Annotated in this window: 15 protein-coding genes and 2 tRNA genes; 10 read left to right on the top strand and 7 right to left on the bottom strand. The window is 69.9% G+C overall.

Annotated features, from left to right (window positions below):
- The first annotated feature begins 36 nt into the window (after window positions 1-36).
- From ACH3VR_RS06200 to ACH3VR_RS06190, 3 genes are read left to right on the top strand one after another with little or no spacing between them, the layout of a single operon-like run.
- Window positions 37-1431 (top strand): glutamate decarboxylase, encoded by a 1395-nt coding sequence (locus ACH3VR_RS06200; protein ID WP_396639889.1) that lies wholly within the window; start codon window positions 37-39, stop codon window positions 1429-1431.
- A gap of 1 nt (window position 1432) precedes the next feature.
- Entirely contained in the window at window positions 1433-2062 is a 630-nt protein-coding gene (locus ACH3VR_RS06195) for a hypothetical protein (protein ID WP_396639888.1), read from the top strand.
- A gap of 26 nt (window positions 2063-2088) precedes the next feature.
- On the top strand, window positions 2089-2772 hold the full coding sequence (locus ACH3VR_RS06190) for a DsbA family oxidoreductase (protein WP_396639887.1): 684 nt from the start codon (window positions 2089-2091) through the stop codon (window positions 2770-2772).
- A 2-nt stretch (window positions 2773-2774) separates the two neighbouring features.
- On the opposite strand, the gene ACH3VR_RS06185 is transcribed toward ACH3VR_RS06190, so the two are convergent.
- Window positions 2775-3278: a glutathione peroxidase gene (locus ACH3VR_RS06185; RefSeq protein WP_396639886.1), complete on the bottom strand. Its 504-nt coding sequence runs from the start codon at window positions 3276-3278 to the stop codon at window positions 2775-2777.
- A gap of 59 nt (window positions 3279-3337) precedes the next feature.
- Between ACH3VR_RS06185 and dusB the strand changes: the two genes are divergently transcribed.
- The 5 genes from dusB (at window position 3338) to ACH3VR_RS06160 (ending at window position 8811) form a co-directional block, all read left to right on the top strand.
- The gene (dusB, locus tag ACH3VR_RS06180; RefSeq protein WP_396639885.1) at window positions 3338-4504 is read left to right on the top strand and encodes a tRNA dihydrouridine synthase DusB; all 1167 of its coding nucleotides are present in this window, start codon (window positions 3338-3340) and stop codon (window positions 4502-4504) included.
- Window positions 4505-4541: 37 nt separating this feature from the next.
- Window positions 4542-5909, top strand: a complete 1368-nt coding sequence (locus ACH3VR_RS06175) for a deoxyguanosinetriphosphate triphosphohydrolase (RefSeq protein ID WP_396640449.1) — start codon at window positions 4542-4544, stop codon at window positions 5907-5909.
- The gene (gene dnaG / locus ACH3VR_RS06170; protein WP_396639884.1) at window positions 5909-7765 is read left to right on the top strand and encodes a DNA primase; all 1857 of its coding nucleotides are present in this window, start codon (window positions 5909-5911) and stop codon (window positions 7763-7765) included. The genes ACH3VR_RS06175 and dnaG overlap by 1 nt, the downstream gene beginning before the upstream one ends.
- A gap of 132 nt (window positions 7766-7897) precedes the next feature.
- A complete protein-coding gene (locus ACH3VR_RS06165) occupies window positions 7898-8683 on the top strand; it encodes an ATP-binding cassette domain-containing protein (protein ID WP_396639883.1) in 786 nt (261 codons plus the stop codon).
- Between the two features lie 55 nt (window positions 8684-8738).
- Window positions 8739-8811: transfer RNA gene (locus tag ACH3VR_RS06160), tRNA-Asn, on the top strand.
- A gap of 58 nt (window positions 8812-8869) precedes the next feature.
- Here ACH3VR_RS06160 and def read toward each other — a convergent pair.
- Window positions 8870-9436, bottom strand: coding sequence for a peptide deformylase (def, locus tag ACH3VR_RS06155; protein ID WP_396639882.1), 567 nt, complete (start codon window positions 9434-9436; stop codon window positions 8870-8872).
- Window positions 9437-9492: 56 nt separating this feature from the next.
- On the opposite strand from def, the gene ACH3VR_RS06150 reads away from it, so the two are divergent.
- Window positions 9493-10482, top strand: a complete 990-nt coding sequence (locus ACH3VR_RS06150) for a DMT family transporter (RefSeq protein WP_396640448.1) — start codon at window positions 9493-9495, stop codon at window positions 10480-10482.
- A 16-nt stretch (window positions 10483-10498) separates the two neighbouring features.
- Here ACH3VR_RS06150 and ACH3VR_RS06145 read toward each other — a convergent pair whose 3' ends face one another.
- The 3 genes from ACH3VR_RS06145 to ACH3VR_RS06135 form a co-directional block, all read right to left on the bottom strand.
- A complete protein-coding gene (locus ACH3VR_RS06145; RefSeq protein ID WP_396639881.1) occupies window positions 10499-10786 on the bottom strand; it encodes a hypothetical protein in 288 nt (95 codons plus the stop codon).
- Window positions 10787-10798: 12 nt separating this feature from the next.
- On the bottom strand, window positions 10799-12421 hold the full coding sequence (locus ACH3VR_RS06140; RefSeq protein ID WP_396639880.1) for a RecQ family ATP-dependent DNA helicase: 1623 nt from the start codon (window positions 12419-12421) through the stop codon (window positions 10799-10801).
- A gap of 104 nt (window positions 12422-12525) precedes the next feature.
- Window positions 12526-12599, bottom strand: a tRNA-Ile gene (locus ACH3VR_RS06135).
- 158 nt (window positions 12600-12757) lie between these two features.
- Between ACH3VR_RS06135 and ACH3VR_RS06130 the strand changes: the two genes are divergently transcribed.
- On the top strand, window positions 12758-13261 hold the full coding sequence (locus ACH3VR_RS06130) for a DUF3145 domain-containing protein (RefSeq protein WP_396639879.1): 504 nt from the start codon (window positions 12758-12760) through the stop codon (window positions 13259-13261).
- A gap of 147 nt (window positions 13262-13408) precedes the next feature.
- On the opposite strand, the gene ACH3VR_RS06125 is transcribed toward ACH3VR_RS06130, so the two are convergent.
- A complete protein-coding gene (locus tag ACH3VR_RS06125; RefSeq protein WP_396639878.1) occupies window positions 13409-14647 on the bottom strand; it encodes a beta-ketoacyl-[acyl-carrier-protein] synthase family protein in 1239 nt (412 codons plus the stop codon).
- Window positions 14648-14707: 60 nt separating this feature from the next.
- Window positions 14708-14956, bottom strand: coding sequence for an acyl carrier protein (locus ACH3VR_RS06120; protein WP_396639877.1), 249 nt, complete (start codon window positions 14954-14956; stop codon window positions 14708-14710).
- Window positions 14957-14972: the final 16 nt, after the last annotated feature.

The raw sequence follows: 14972 nt of genomic DNA, 5'->3' as shown, positions 1-14972 counted from the left end.
CATGGGCCGCCGACGACCCGAGGAGGGGGCTCATCGATGCTGCATCACCGTGACAACGTCCGCGACGAGATTCTGGACGAGGTCTTCGCCTCGACGGATCTGTCCATCTCGATGCCGAAGTACCGCATCCCGGAGAAGGAGCACCTCGCCCGGCACGCCTACCAGGTGGTCTCGGACGAGCTCCTGCTCGACGGCAACTCGCGGCAGAACCTCGCGACGTTCTGCCAGACATGGCTCGAGCCCGAGGTCAAGGCGCTCATGAACGAGACGCTCGACAAGAACATGGTCGACAAGGACGAGTACCCGCAGACCGCGGCGATCGAGGCCCGGTGCGTGCACATCCTCGCCGACCTGTGGAACTCGCCCGACGCCGAGAACACCCTCGGCACCTCGACGACGGGTTCGAGCGAGGCCGCGATGCTCGGCGGCATGGCGCTGCTGTGGAAGTGGCGCGCGCGCCGGCGGGCGGCGGGCCTCCCCACCGACAAGCCCAACCTCATCACGGGCCCCGTGCAGGTGTGCTGGCACAAGTTCGCGGTCTACTGGGACGTGGAGCTGCGCGAGATCCCGATGGACGGCGACCGCTTCCTCATGACGCCGGAAGAGGTGCTGAAGCGCGTCGACGAGAACACGATCGGCGTCGTCCCGACCCTGGGCGTCACCTTCACGGGCGGCTTCGAACCCGTGCAGGCCGTGAGCGAGGCGCTCGACCAACTCCAGGCGGAGAAGGGCCTGGACATCCCGATCCACGTCGACGGTGCCAGCGGCGGGTTCCTCGCGCCGTTCACGGCCCCCGAGGTCGTGTGGGACTTCCGCCTGCCGCGCGTCAAGTCGATCAACACGTCGGGGCACAAATTCGGCCTGGCCCCGCTGGGCGTGGGCTGGATCGTGTGGCGGGATGCCGCGGACCTCCCCGAGGAGCTCATCTTCAACGTGAACTACCTCGGCGGCAACATGCCGACGTTCGCGCTGAACTTCTCGCGTCCCGGCGGCCAGATCGTCGTGCAGTACTACAACTTCCTCCGGCTCGGACGTGAGGGCTACCGCAAGGTCCACCAGTCCTGTTACGACACGGCGATGTACCTGTCGGCCGAGATCGAGAAGCTCGGGCACTTCGACATCATCAACTCGGGGCGCCCCGACGAAGGCATCCCGGCCGTCTCCTGGAAACTCAAGGATGGCGCCCCGCACCCCTTCACGCTCTTCGACCTCGCCGACCGCCTCCGCACGCGCGGCTGGCAGGTGCCCGCGTACACGATGCCGCCGAACCGCGAAGACCTTCCGATCCAGCGCATCCTCGTGCGCGTCGGCTTCAGCCGCGACGAGGCCGCTCTGCTCATGGACGACTACCGCGATGCGATCGCGCACTTCGACAAGCACCCCATCACGGTGCCCATGAGCGAGGAGGAAGCGGGAGCCTTCCATCACTGACATGGCGACGAGCGCCGTCTCGCGCAAGAAGCGCCTGCGGCGCGAGGCGTGGGGCTTCATGGTGGGCTCCACGTTCTTCGCCGTCGGCGCCGTGCCGTGGTACGCGGCGGCGGTCGGACCCGTGTGGGACTCCCTGACGTTCTTCGTCGGCTCGATCTTCTTCACGTTGGCGGGGCTCATCCAGCTGCTGCTGAGCGGTCGGAGGCCGCCGCTGCGCGGCGCGTCGAGAGCCGACGCGTACGACTGGTGGGCGGCGGCGATCCAGTTCGCCGGAACCCTCCTGTTCAACGTCAGCACCTTCGCGGTTCTGCTCGCCGCGTACCGCGACATCGATGAACCGACGGCGGGGTGGACCCCGGATGCCTGGGGATCCGCAGCATTCCTCATCTCGAGCGCACTCGCCCTCTTCGCGGCGGGACGGCGTCACGAGCTGTGGGATCCGGACGCCCGCACGTGGCGCGGCACGTGGCTGAACATGGTCGGCTCGATCGCGTTCGGCATCTCCGCGATCGGCGCCTACGTCGTGCCCGCGACGGGCTCCTTCATCAACGTGCAGTGGATCAACCTGGGCACGTTCCTCGGCGCGGTCTGCTTCTTCGTCGCCGCGGCGCTCTCGCGACGGGGAATATGACGCCCACGGCATGGGTTGCAACCAGCGTGACGGAACCGATCAAGATCGACGTATGGAGCGACATCGCCTGCCCCTGGTGCTACATCGGCAAGCGGAATCTCGAGAAGGGCCTGGCGGAGGCATCGCACGATGACGACGCCCCCGAGGTCGAGGTGACGTACCACTCGTTCGAGCTGTCGCCCGACACACCCGTCGACTTCGAGGGCGGCGAGACCGACTACCTCTCGAGCCACAAGGGCATCTCGCACGACCAGGCGCGGCAGATGCTCGACCGCGTCACCGGCGTCGCCGCCGACGCGGGCCTTGAGTACCGGTTCGACGTGCTCAAGCACACCAACACGGTCAAGGCGCACGAGCTGCTGCACTTCGCGAAGGCCCAGGGCCGTCAGCTCGAACTCGCCGAACGTCTCATGTCGGCGTACTTCACGGAGGGTCGCCACCTCGGTCGCGAAGACGAGCTCGTCTCGCTCGCGGCGGATGCGGGGCTCGACGGCGACGCTGCCCGCGACGCGCTGCGCAGCGGCCGCTATCTCGCGGCAGTCCGCGCCGATCAGGCGCAGGCCGCGGCCTACGGCATCAACGGCGTGCCGTTCTTCGTCATCGACGGCAAGTACGGCGTGTCCGGCGCGCAGCCCGCCGAGGCCTTCGCGCAGATCGCCCGGCAGGTGTGGGCCGAGCACCGCGAGGCGTCCGAAGACGCCGTCGCTTGAGGTCAGCCGGGCAGGTTGTCCTCGATGACCTCGACGATCGCGGGGTCGTCGGGCTTGACGTTCGGACGGAAGCGGTGCAGCGAGCCCGAGGGCGTCAGCACGAACTTCTCGAAGTTCCACAGGATCGGACCGCGCTTGCCCTCGGCATCCCGCGTCTTCTTCAGCGCCTTGTAGATCGGCGCCGCCTTGCCGCCGTTGACCTTCACCTTGTCGAACACGGGGAAGGTGACGCCCCACGTCATCGAGCAGTACTCGAGGATGTCCTCCATCGAGCCGGGCTCCTGACCCGCGAACTGGTTGCACGGGAAGCCGAGCACCGTGAAGCCGCGCTCGCCATAGGCCCGCTGCAGCGCCTCGAGCTGCTCGTACTGCGGCGTCAGGCCGCACTTGGAGGCGACGTTGACGAGGAGGACGACCTTGTCCTCGTAATCGGCGAGGGTCGCAGGGTCTCCGGACGCGGTCAGGAACGGGATGTCGCGAAGGGAGATGTCGGTCGCCTGGGTCATGCTCCCAGGCTAAGGCCGCGCTCAGGGAGCTCGGTGCATTCGTCTGGGAGAATGGTGCGATGACGACCGCCCTCGCCCCGACGCGCGCGCTGCGCATCGGGCCCATCGAGCTCGACGCCCCCGTGGTGCTCGCCCCGATGGCGGGCATCACCAACACGGCGTTCCGCCGCCTGTGCCGCGAGTACGGCGCGGGCCTGTACGTGAGCGAGATGATCACGTCGCGCGCGCTCGTCGAGCGCAACGCGACGACGATGCGCCTCATCACGCACCACGAGTCGGAGACGCCGCGGTCCATCCAGCTGTACGGCGTCGATCCCGCGACGGTCGCCGAGGCGGTGCGCATCCTCGTCGCCGAGGACCGCGCCGACCACATCGACTTGAACTTCGGCTGCCCCGTTCCCAAGGTCACGCGCAAGGGCGGCGGATCGGCACTCCCCTGGAAGCGCCGCCTCTTCCAGGACATCGTCACCGGTGCCGTGCGCGCCGCCGGCGACATCCCGCTGACCATCAAGATGCGCAAGGGCATCGACTCCGACCACCTCACCTACCTCGACGCGGGCCGCGTCGCAGAGGACGCCGGCGTGTCGTCGATCGCGCTGCACGCCCGCACCGCCGCCGAGTTCTACTCGGGGCACGCCGACTGGTCGGCGATCACGAAGCTCAAGGAGACCGTCACGAGCGTGCCGGTGCTCGGCAACGGCGACATCTGGTCCGCCGAGGACGCGGTGCGCATGATGGCCGAGACCGGCTGCGACGGCGTCGTGGTCGGCCGCGGCTGCCTCGGCCGACCGTGGCTGTTCGGCGACCTCGCGCGAGCGCTGGGTGGGCCCGGTGCAGCGCCCGAGCAGCCCGTCGACGCGACGCTCGGCTTCGTCGCGCAGGCGTTCCGTCGCCACGCGGAGCTTCTCGTCGAGTTCTTCGAGGACGAGGACCGGGGATGCCGCGACATCCGCAAGCACGTCGCCTGGTACTTCAAGGGCTACCCGGTCGGGGGCGACACGCGCGCGCGTCTCGCGACGGCGTCGAGCCTCGCCGAGATCGATGAGCTGCTCGCGACGCTCGACCTGGAGGCGCCGTACCCCGGCGCTGCGGCGGAAGGCCAGCGCGGCCGCGCGGGAACACCCAAGCGCCCGGCACTGCCCGACGGCTGGCTCGACTCGCAGGAGCTCGGGGCCGAGGCATCCTGCGCCCTCGCCGAAGCGGAACTCGACCACAGTGGCGGCTGACCCTTCGAAAGGCTCAGGGCAGGCGCCCGCAGCCTCAATCGCGAGATCGGGCGCCGTCGGCGTCTCATCCGGCCGTCCGGTCGGCTATGTCGAGCACGACGCCGAGCGATTCCACAACGAGCAGCACCGCTCGCAGCGCGACGCCTTCGCGCGCGACCGCGCCCGTGTGCTGCACTCCGCGGCGCTGCGGCGCCTCGCCGCCAAGACGCAGGTGCTGAGCCCCGCGAGCCCCGCCGATTTCGCCCGCAACCGCCTCACCCACTCGCTCGAGGTCGCGCAGGTCGGCCGGGAGCTCGCGACCGAGCTGCGCCTGTCGCCAGACGTCGTCGACACGGCCTGCCTCAGCCACGACCTCGGGCATCCGCCGTTCGGCCACAACGGCGAGCGCGCGCTCAACGAGTGGGCCGCCGACATCGGCGGGTTCGAGGGCAATGCGCAGACTCTGCGCATCCTGTCGCGACTCGAGCCGAAGGTGGTCGACGACGACGGCTCGTCGTTCGGGCTCAACCTCACGCGGGCGAGCCTCGACGCCGCGTGCAAGTACCCCTGGACGGCGGAGCATCCCGTGCCCGATCCCGGTGGGCGCCTCAAGTTCGGCGTCTACCCCGAGGACGAGGCCGTCTTCCGGTGGCTGCGCGACGGCGCGCCCGGGCGGGTGCGCTGCATCGAGGCCGAGGTCATGGACCTCTCGGACGACATCGCGTACTCCGTCCACGACTTCGAGGACGCCGTCGTGAACGGCTACATCGATCCCGCGCGCCTCGCCGACGTGCGTGAGCGCGAGGCGCTGCTGTCGGCGATCCAGAGCTGGGTCGGCTACGACTTCGCCCGCGACGAGCTCGACGACGCGCTGTACCGTCTCATGCGCATGCCGGAATGGATCACCTCCTTCGACGGCACGCGCGCGGCGCACGCCCGCCTGAAGAACCTCACGTCCGACCTCATCGGGCGGTTCGCGAGGGCCGCGACGGCGGCGACGCGCGAGCGCTACGACGCGCCCGCGCTCACCCGGTACCGTGGCCACGTGGTCGTGCCGCGCGTCATCGAAGCCGAGATGGCCGTGCTCAAGGGCACGATCGGCGCCTTCATCGTTTCGGTCGAGGGCCGCAAGGGGCTCTACAAGGAGCAGCGACGCGTGCTCAAGCGCCTCGCGACGGCCCTGTGGGAGCATCCCGAGCACCTCGACCGCGTCTACGCCGACGACTTCGCCCGCGCCGAGACGGATGCCGCGCGCCGACGCGTCGTCGCCGACCAGGTCGCGAGCCTCACCGATCGCTTCGCGATCTCGTGGCACTCGGAGCTCGTCGGATCCGTCGACCTCGCGAGCATCGGCATCTGGGTGCCGGGCAGCCGCATCGTCGCGTCCACCGCCTACGCGCTGCCCGAGCCGATCGAAGGGCTCTGATGCCGGGCCGCATCCTCCAGGCCGACGTCGACGAGGTGAAGGCCCGCACGAACATCGCCGACATCATCGGCGAGCGCGTCGCGCTCAAGGCCGCGGGCGTGGGTGCGCTCAAGGGTCTCTGCCCCTTCCACGACGAGCGCAGCCCGAGCTTCAACGTGCGTCCGCAGGCAGGCTTCTACCACTGCTTCGGCTGCGGCGAGTCGGGCGACGTGTATTCGTTCCTGCGGAACCTCGACCACCTGTCGTTCACGGAGGCCGTCGAGCGCCTTGCGGGGCGCATCGGGTACACACTGCACTACGAGGACGGCGGCGCCGCGCCTGAGACGACGGGCCGCTCGCGCATGTACGCGGCCAACGCCGCCGCCGCAGAGTTCTTCCGCGGCCAGCTCGCGACGCCCGAGGCCGACATCGCCCGCCGGTTCCTCGGAGAGCGCGGCTTCGACGCGGGCGCAGCGGCACACTTCGGCGTGGGCTTCGCACCCAAGGGCTGGTCGGGCATGCTCGACGCCCTCACGAGACAGGGCTTCTCCCGCGACGATCTCACGGCGGCCGGGCTCGTCTCGCAGGGGCAGCGCGGTGTGTACGACCGCTTCCGCGGACGCGTCGTGTGGCCCATCCGCGACGTGACGGGCCAGGTGCTCGGCTTCGGCGCGCGGCGTCTGTTCGACGACGACAACGGGCCGAAGTACCTCAACACCCCCGAGACGACGGTGTACAAGAAGGCGCAGGTGCTTTACGGCCTCGACCTGGCCAAGCGCGAGATCGCCCGCGGCCACCGCGTCGTCGTCGTCGAGGGCTACACCGACGTCATGGCCTGCCACCTCGCGGGGGTCACCACGGCGATCGCGACGTGCGGCACGGCGTTCGGATCCGACCACATCACGGTGCTCCGCCGCGTCATGGGCGACGACTCCGCCGCCGGCGAGGTCGTCTTCACCTTCGACCCCGACGCCGCCGGTCAGAAGGCGGCGCTCCGCGCCTTCGCCGACGCCAAGCGCTTCAACGCGCAGACGTACGTCGCGGTCGGTCCCGAAGGCCTCGACCCGTGCGATCTGCGCCTCAAGCGCGGCGACGGCGCCGTGCGCGCCCTCATGGACACGAAGTCGCCCATGGTCGAGTTCGTGCTCGACCAGCGCATCTCGGGTTTCGACCTCGCGACCGTCGAGGGCCGCGTCGGCGCGCTCCGCGCGGCGGCGCCCGTCGTCGCCGAGCTGCGCGACCCGCTCCTGCAGCCCGAGTACGTGCGGGTGCTCGCCCGCCGCCTCGGCATGGACACGGAAGACGTGCGGCGCGAGGTCGAGCGTGCCGGCCGGAGCGGCGGCGATCCCCGACGCGACCGCGAGCGCGAGCCGGAGCCGGGGGAGCAGGATGGCGCTCCCACGGTGCGCGTGACGCTCGCGTCGCTGCCCCGCACGGCTGACGTCGCGCTGGAGCGCGAGGCCCTCATGGGCCTCCTGCAGTTCGGACACCGCATCGATCCCGCGCTGCGCGAGCGCGCGTTCGCGCTCGCGTTCCGGCATCCCGCCCTCGAAGCCGTGCGCGCGACGGTCGCACCGAACGCGAACGTCGAGCGCCCCGGATGGGCGGCCGAGGCCGTCGGCAGCGTGCGCGAGCCCTTCCGCTCGCTCGGCGCCGAACTGCTCACGGCCGACTTCCCGGCGCTCACCGACAACGAGGCTGCGGCTTCGGCGTCCTCGCTCTGCCGGCGCCTCATCGCGCGCGACATCGAGCGCGAGAAGGCCGAGCTGCTCGGGGCGATCCAGCGCGTCCCGCCCGCGTCCGAGCAGGGTCGGGCGATCCGGCTGCGCCTCCGCGAGCTCGACGTCATCCGCCAGCAGCTGGAGTCCGAGGCCTAGGTCCGATGCCCGGACCGTGAGCCTCCACCTGACCGCCGAGAACGCGGGTGACCCCCGAGGTCTCGGCAGGCAGATGAAGGCTCACGGGTCAAGCCGCTGGCGGCCCGAGTCGGCGCAGGGCAGGATGAGTCCATGCCCCGACGACGCGACCCTGACGTCGCCATCCGCGCGAGCGACCTCTCCCTTCTGCGCTCGTCGCGCGGAGGAGTCGACGTTCGCGTCGTGGACGGTGTCTCGTTCGTGCTCCCGCACGCCTCGACGCTCGCGATCATGGGTCCGACGGGCGCGGGCAAGTCGAGCCTTGCGACGATCCTGTCGGGCTCCGAGGAGCCCGGTCTCGCCGTCGTCGGCGGCGACGCGTGGGTCGAGGGCATCCCCGTGCGCCGGCCCGGCCGGTCCGTGCGCGAGCTCACCTACTACACGGGATTCCTCGCACAGTCGGCCGGGGCGAAGCTTCCCGCACGCATGACGGTGGCAGAGGTCATCGGCGAGCCCATCACGAGCCGCGACCGCCGCGTCAACCAGCGCGCCCTCGCCGTTCGTGTCGCAACGCTCCTCGACGAGCTCATGCTGCCGCTCGGCGCGGCCGCGAAGTATCCGTACGAGCTGAGCGCCGGCATGCGGCAGCGCGTCGCGTTCGCACGCACCCTCGTGCTCGAGCCGCGTCTGTTCATCGCCGACGAGCCGTTCGCCAACATGGACGTCGAAGTGCGCCGGGCGGCGCGCGACGCGATCCTCCGCCGCCGCGATCACGGCATGGCGACCCTCATCGTCACGAACGAGAAGGAGGTGGTCCGCGACCTCCACGCCGATGTGCTCGTGCTGCGCGCGGGTCACACCGTCGCGTACGGCCGCGGAACCGAGGATCTGCTCTGGACTCCGAGCTCGGGAGCCGATCATCGCCTCGTCACGTCGTGAGCACCCTCTGAGCTTTGCTAAGATGGTCAAGTTGCCCGCACGAGAGTGCGAGTGATCCTCCATAGCTCAATTGGCAGAGCAATCGGCTGTTAACCGATAGGTTCTTGGTTCGAGTCCAAGTGGGGGAGCGAAAGCCTCGGGGCTCCACCCCCGGGGCTTTCTTGTTGCCCGGAAGACTTCGGGCGCTCAGGCCTCGATGTCGTCGATGCCCGGCGTCCACGACTGACCGGGACGGCCCCAGCCCCGCTTGCGGGCGATCTTCTGCGTCGTCTTCCAGTCGCTGTCATCCAGCCTGTCGATGTACAGGATGCCGTCGAGATGGTCGAACTCGTGCTGCATGATGCGGGCCCGCCAGCCGTCGACCTCGATGCGCACCGGAGTGCCGTCGAGATCGGTGCCCGTCACGAGCACGCGCTCCGACCGGCGCAGCGGGAACCGTTCGCCCGGGAACGACAGGCATCCCTCCGACTCCTCGTCGGGGTCGGGATCACCCGGCACGAGGGGATGCATCCACAGCACGGGGTTGATGATGACCCCGCGCCACGGCTGCCCCTCGTCGTCCTGGTACGAGTAGGTGTACAGGCGCAGACCCACGCCGACCTGGGGCGCGGCGAGGCCCACGCCGGGGGCGGCATCCATCGTCTCGAACATGTCGGAGACGAGCGTGCGCACCTCCTCCGTGATCTCCTCGACAGGCGCCGCGGAGGCGTGCAGGACAGGGTCACCCATGATGCGAATCGGCAGTACGGCCACGTCTCGAGCCTATCGAGGCCTCCTGCGGTTAGTGTCGGAGGGTGGTCTTGGCGGATATGACGGTCGATGACGTCACGAACGAACTCATCGGCTTCTTCCGCGACCCGGCGATCCTCATCGGCATCCCGCTCGCCCTCATCGGCGCGGTGTTCATGTCGTTCGGCGCCCAGTACCAGCACCGCGGCGTCACGAAGGTCGAGCGGCTCAGCGGGGCGTCCGGGAAAGCCGGACTCACGGGACGCCAGCTGCTGAACCTCCTCAAACGGCCGTCGTGGGTCGCGGGCACGCTCATGCTGGGGCTCGCGATCGTGTGCCAGCTGAGCGCCCTCGCCTTCGCTCCGCTCATCATCGTGCAGCCGATCGGGGCGATCTCGCTCGTCATCACGACCCTGCTCAATGCGCGCGTCACCGGGATCAGGCCGACGAGGCGATCGATCATGGCGATCATCGCCTGCGTGGGCGGCATCTTCATCTTCGTCACGATCGCCGCCTTCTACGCGACCGAGAACCCCATCACGGAGCGCGAGACGCTCGTCATCCTGGCGCTCCTCGGCGTCGTGATCCTCGCCCTCGCGGGCTTGTGGCTGTGGCTGCGCAAGCGCGGCCAGGCCCTCTTCTACATCGTCGCCTCGGGCATGATCTACGGCTTCGTCGCGACTCTCGCCAAGGTCGTCATCGAGCGCATCAAGGCCGGCGACTTCAACTGGCTGACGATCCTCTGCATCGTCGCGCTCCTCGCAGCCGTCGCCGTCGGCGCCTACTTCGTGCAGACTGCCTACGCGGTCGGTCCACCCGACCTCGTCATCGCGGGTCTCACCGTCATCGACCCCATCGTCGCGGTGGTCATCGGCCTCACGGTGCTGCAGGAGGCCGCCAACGCGCCCCCGTGGGCCTTCGTCGGCTTCGCGGTCGCCGGCGCGATCGCCGTCTTCGGCGTCATCACGCTGGCGCGCTACCACCCACAGCTGCTGTCCGACAGTCAGGAGCTGCCCATCCAGCGCGGCAGCACGCCTCCGGAGCCCCCCGAGACGGATCCGACCTCCTGAGGAGTGGATGCCGCGCTCAGCGCGCGTCGTGCACGTCGATCACGATGCGGCCGTCCTCCATGCGCCCCTTGTCGCCGGGTGACGGCGCCGGTGCGGGAACCTCGACCTGAGCCTCCCACTCGCGGTGCGCCTCTTCGGCCGACGGCCGCCACACGGCGTCGAGACCCGATCCGAGTCCGCCCGACACCGCGCGGCCCGCGAGCTGACGGCGACGGTGATCCCGCTTCATCGCAGGGGCGAGGGCGATCAGCACCCCCGTCGTCGCGAGCGCGGCGACGACGATGACTGCGGCGACAGGGTCCATGATGCTCGGAGTCTAGACCAGGGCCAGCAGAGCGTTCTCCTCGACCACCTCGAGCGAGAGCACCTTGTAGCCCTCGTCGTCGAAGAAGACGGTGATGCGGTCGGTGTCGACGTCGACCACGCTGCCCCGGCCCCACTCGACATGCTCCACCGCGGCACCTGGAGCGAACGCGACAGCCGATCCGTCGACCGGCTGACCGCCCGCCGTGCCCCGACGGCAGGTGTCGCACCGGCCGCAGGGCTCTGCCAGGTCTTCGCCGAAGTAGCCGAGCAGCAGCTGCCGCCGGCAGTCCCGCGTCTCGGCGTAGCGCTGCATCACCTCGAGCCGCGACTGCTCGATGCGCTCCCGCCGCTCCGCCGAGTCGGCCGCGACCGAACCGGCCTCGGCGGGCGCGAGGGTGGTGCGAACGACGGCTCCGTTCGGGGTGAGCGAGACGGCGCCGCCCTCGGCGAGGAGGTCGAGCAGACCAGTGGCCGACCTCGGCGCGATGTCGAGGGCGCCCGCGAGGACCTTCGCAGGGACCGGAGACGGGGATGCCGCGAGGATCGCATACGCGGCTGCGGCACGCTCCGGAGCGACGCCGCGCGCGGCGAAGTACCGGCGCAGCCCGAGATCCTCCGAGCGATAGAACAGCACGGCGGATGCCGGTGCTCCGTCTCTGCCCGCGCGGCCGAGCTCCTGGTAGTAGGCGTCGAGCGACTCGGGCACGGAGGCGTGCACGACGAAGCGCACGTTCGGCTTGTCGATGCCCATGCCGAACGCGTTGGTCGCGACGACGACGTCGACGCTGTCGGAGAGGAAGGCGTCGTGCGCGTCCGACCGCTCCCGGGTCGACAGCCCGGCGTGGTACGCGGCGGCGCGCAGCCCGCGCGCACCGAGAGCCTCGGCGAACTCCTCCGCCTCTCGTCGGGTCGCGGTGTACAGGAGGCCGGGACGGGGGAGCGCGGAGACGACCTCGATGACGGCATCCCGCTTCTCGTCGGCCGAGGTCTCGCGGCGCACGGCGAGGTCGATGTTGGGACGATCGACGCCGCGAACGACTAGCAGCGGATCGGACATGTCGAGTCGTTCGGCGATCTCGGCCCGCACAGGCTGGGCGCCGGTCGCGGTGAGCGCGACGGTCACGGGACCGCCGAGCGCGGCGCGGACGGCTCCGAGGCGCAGATAGTCGGGGCGGAAGTCGTGCCCCCAGCTCGCGACGCAGTGCGCCTCGTCGACGGCGAGCAGTCCCACGCCTATCGTGCGCAACCGGTCGACGACATCGTCCTTCGCGAGCTGCTCGGGCGCGACGAAGACGAACTCCGCTTCGCCGCTGGAGAGAGCCTCCCACGCGACGTCCACGGCGCGGTCGCCGATCGTCGAATTGATCGCGACACCCCGCGGCGCATCCGGTGTGTCGGCGAGGCGCGCGAGCTGGTCGCGCTGGAGGGCGATGAGAGGTGACACGACGACGGTGATGCCCGGCGTCATCGCGCCGGCGAGCTGGTAGACGGCCGACTTGCCGCCGCCGGTCGGCAGCACCGTGATGACGTCGCGACCCTCGAGCAGGGCCGCGACGGCTTCCTCCTGTCCGTCGCGCAGGCCCGCCCAGCCGAACAGCTCCCGCGCCGTCTGCGCGATCGATCGCTCCGACATCCGTCTCCCTCCGACGCCGGAACATCCTCTCAAGGCCGGAGGGAGAGACGGGTGGGGTTGACGGATTCCTGTGGAAAGAGAGTAGGGCGGGTGGAAGTGTGAAGTAGGGCGGGTGGGACTTGAACCCACGATCGTCGGGTTATGAGCCCGCTGCCTTGACCAGCTTGGCCACCGCCCCCTGCGCCCGAAGGCGCCCCACGAGCCTACCGCGCCGCGTAATGACACTGTTGTGATTCCGCGGGGTGCTGAGCCATAATGGCCGCAAGCACAACTGAAGAGCCGTGACATCCGTCCGCAGGTCGTTGGGGAAGACGCACCTGAAGGAACGGAGAGACCATGGCGACACCACAGGCGCGTGGAGTGATCTACATTCACTCCGCGCCACGCGCGTTGTGCCCCCACCTGGAGTGGGCGGTCGGCCGCGCCCTCGGGCGCGCCGTCAACTTCGACTGGGCCGACCAGCCGATCCTGACAGGCAGCCGCCGCGCCGAGTTCTACTGGGAGGGCTCCGCCGGCACCGGCGCGGCCCTCGCGACGGCGATCCGCGGATGGGAGCACCTCCGCTTCGAGGTGAGCGAAGACCCGACACCCCGCAGCGACGGCGGCCGCTGGATGCACACTCCGGGACTCGGCATCCACTATGCCCAGACCGATACGGCGGGCAACGTCGTCATCGGCGAAGATCGGCTGCGCTATGCGCTCGAGGTCGCCGCAGGAGACGCGTTCGAGCTGCAGCGCGAACTCGAGGTCGCCCTCGGAGGCGCGTGGGACGAGGAGCTCGAGCCGTTCCGTCACGCGAGCGACGATGCGCCGGTCGTGTGGCTCCACAAGGTGGGGTGACGCCGCAGACGAGACACAGGCGGTCGAGGCGCCACTACCGGTGATCGGAGGCCGAACATCCCGGACAGCGGGAACGCGAATCGCCGCCTGACACGGAAGACGCCCCCGGACCTTCGGATCGAAGGACGGGGGCGTCTTCCGTGTGGATCAGACCGAGCGGATCGCGACGACCGCGTTGTGGCCGCCGAAGCCGAACGAATTGCTGATGGCGAGCTGCGGGCCCTCCGAGAGCGCGATCGGCTCACCCGAGATGCGCAGCGGGATCTCCGGGTCCTGCGTCGTCAGGTTGATCGTCGGCGGAGCCTGGCGATCCTGGAGCGCGAGGATCGTGAAGATCGCCTCGAGCGCACCCGTGCCGCCGAGCAGGTGGCCGGTGGATGCCTTCGTCGCCGAGACGGGGATCTCGTCGATCCGGTCGCCGAAGACGCTCCGGAGCGCCTTGTACTCGGCGATGTCGCCCGTCGGGGTCGAAGTCGCGTGCGCGTTGATGTGGGTCACGTCGTCGGGGGTGGCCCCCGCCTCCTTGAGCGCGAGGCGCACGGCGCGCGAGGCGCCGAGACCCTCGGGCTCGGGAGCGGTGATGTGGTACGAGTCGGCCGTGACCCCGCCGCCGACGATCTCGGCGTAGATCTTGGCACCGCGAGCCTTGGCGTGCTCCTCCGTCTCGAGCACGAGCGCCGCGCCGCCTTCGCCCATGACGAAGCCGTCGCGATCGACGCTGTACGGGCGAGAGGCCGTCTCGGGGGAGTCGTTGCGCTTCGACAGCGCCTGCATCGCGGCGAAGGCCGCGATCGTCAGGCCGTGGATCACGGCCTCCGAGCCACCAGCGATGACGACATCGGCGCGTCCGAGACGTAGCGAGTCGAACGCGTTGATCAGCGACTCGGTGCTCGAGGCGCACGCGGAGGCGACGGTGCGCGCGTAGGCGCGCGCATTGAGGTGCATCGAAACCGCGGCCGCGGGCGCGTTCGGCATGAGCATGGGGACGCTCATCGGCATGACGCGCCGCGGGCCCTTCTCCTTGAGGACGTCCCACCCGTTGAGCGTCGTCTGCAGGCCGCCGATTCCCGTCGCGAAGTCGACGCCGAGGCGGTCGGGGTCGACGTCGGGCGCGCCGGCATCCGCCCACGCCTCCTTGGCCGCGACCAACGCGAACTGCGCCGACGGGTCGAGGCGGTTCGCCACGGGCCGCTCCAGCACGCTGTCGGGACGCACCGCCGCTTCCGCGGCGAACGTGACAGGGAGCTGGTACTGCTCCACCCAGTCGTATTCGAGGCTGTGCGTACCGGAGACGCCGTTCTTCAGCGCTGCCCAGCTCTCAGGCGCGGTGCCGCCGATGGGAGTGGTCGCGCCGATGCCGGTGACGACGATGCGGGGTGTGCTCATGTGTGTGGATCCTCGGGGTCTCGGAGCCGGTGGGGACGCGGACGTCCCCACCGGTATTCGCTAGGCCTGGTTCGACGTGATGTAGGTGACGGCGTCGCCGACGGTCTTGAGGTTCTTGACCTCGTCGTCGGGGATCGTCACGCCGAACTTCTCCTCGGCGTTGACGACGATCGTCATCATCGAGATCGAGTCGATGTCGAGGTCGTCGGTGAACGACTTCTCGAGCGCGACCTCGTCGGCCGAGATGCCGGTCTCGTCGGTGATGAGCTCGGCGAGCCCAGCGAGGACCTCTTCGCTAGTGAATGCCATCGGTTTCTCCTGTTTC

The sequence above is a fragment of the Microbacterium alkaliflavum genome (genome assembly GCF_044325405.1).
GTDB classification, from domain to species: Bacteria; Actinomycetota; Actinomycetes; order Actinomycetales; family Microbacteriaceae; genus Microbacterium; species Microbacterium alkaliflavum.
Note: the sequence above shows the minus strand (reverse complement) of the source record. Positions and strands in the feature narration are given on the sequence as shown.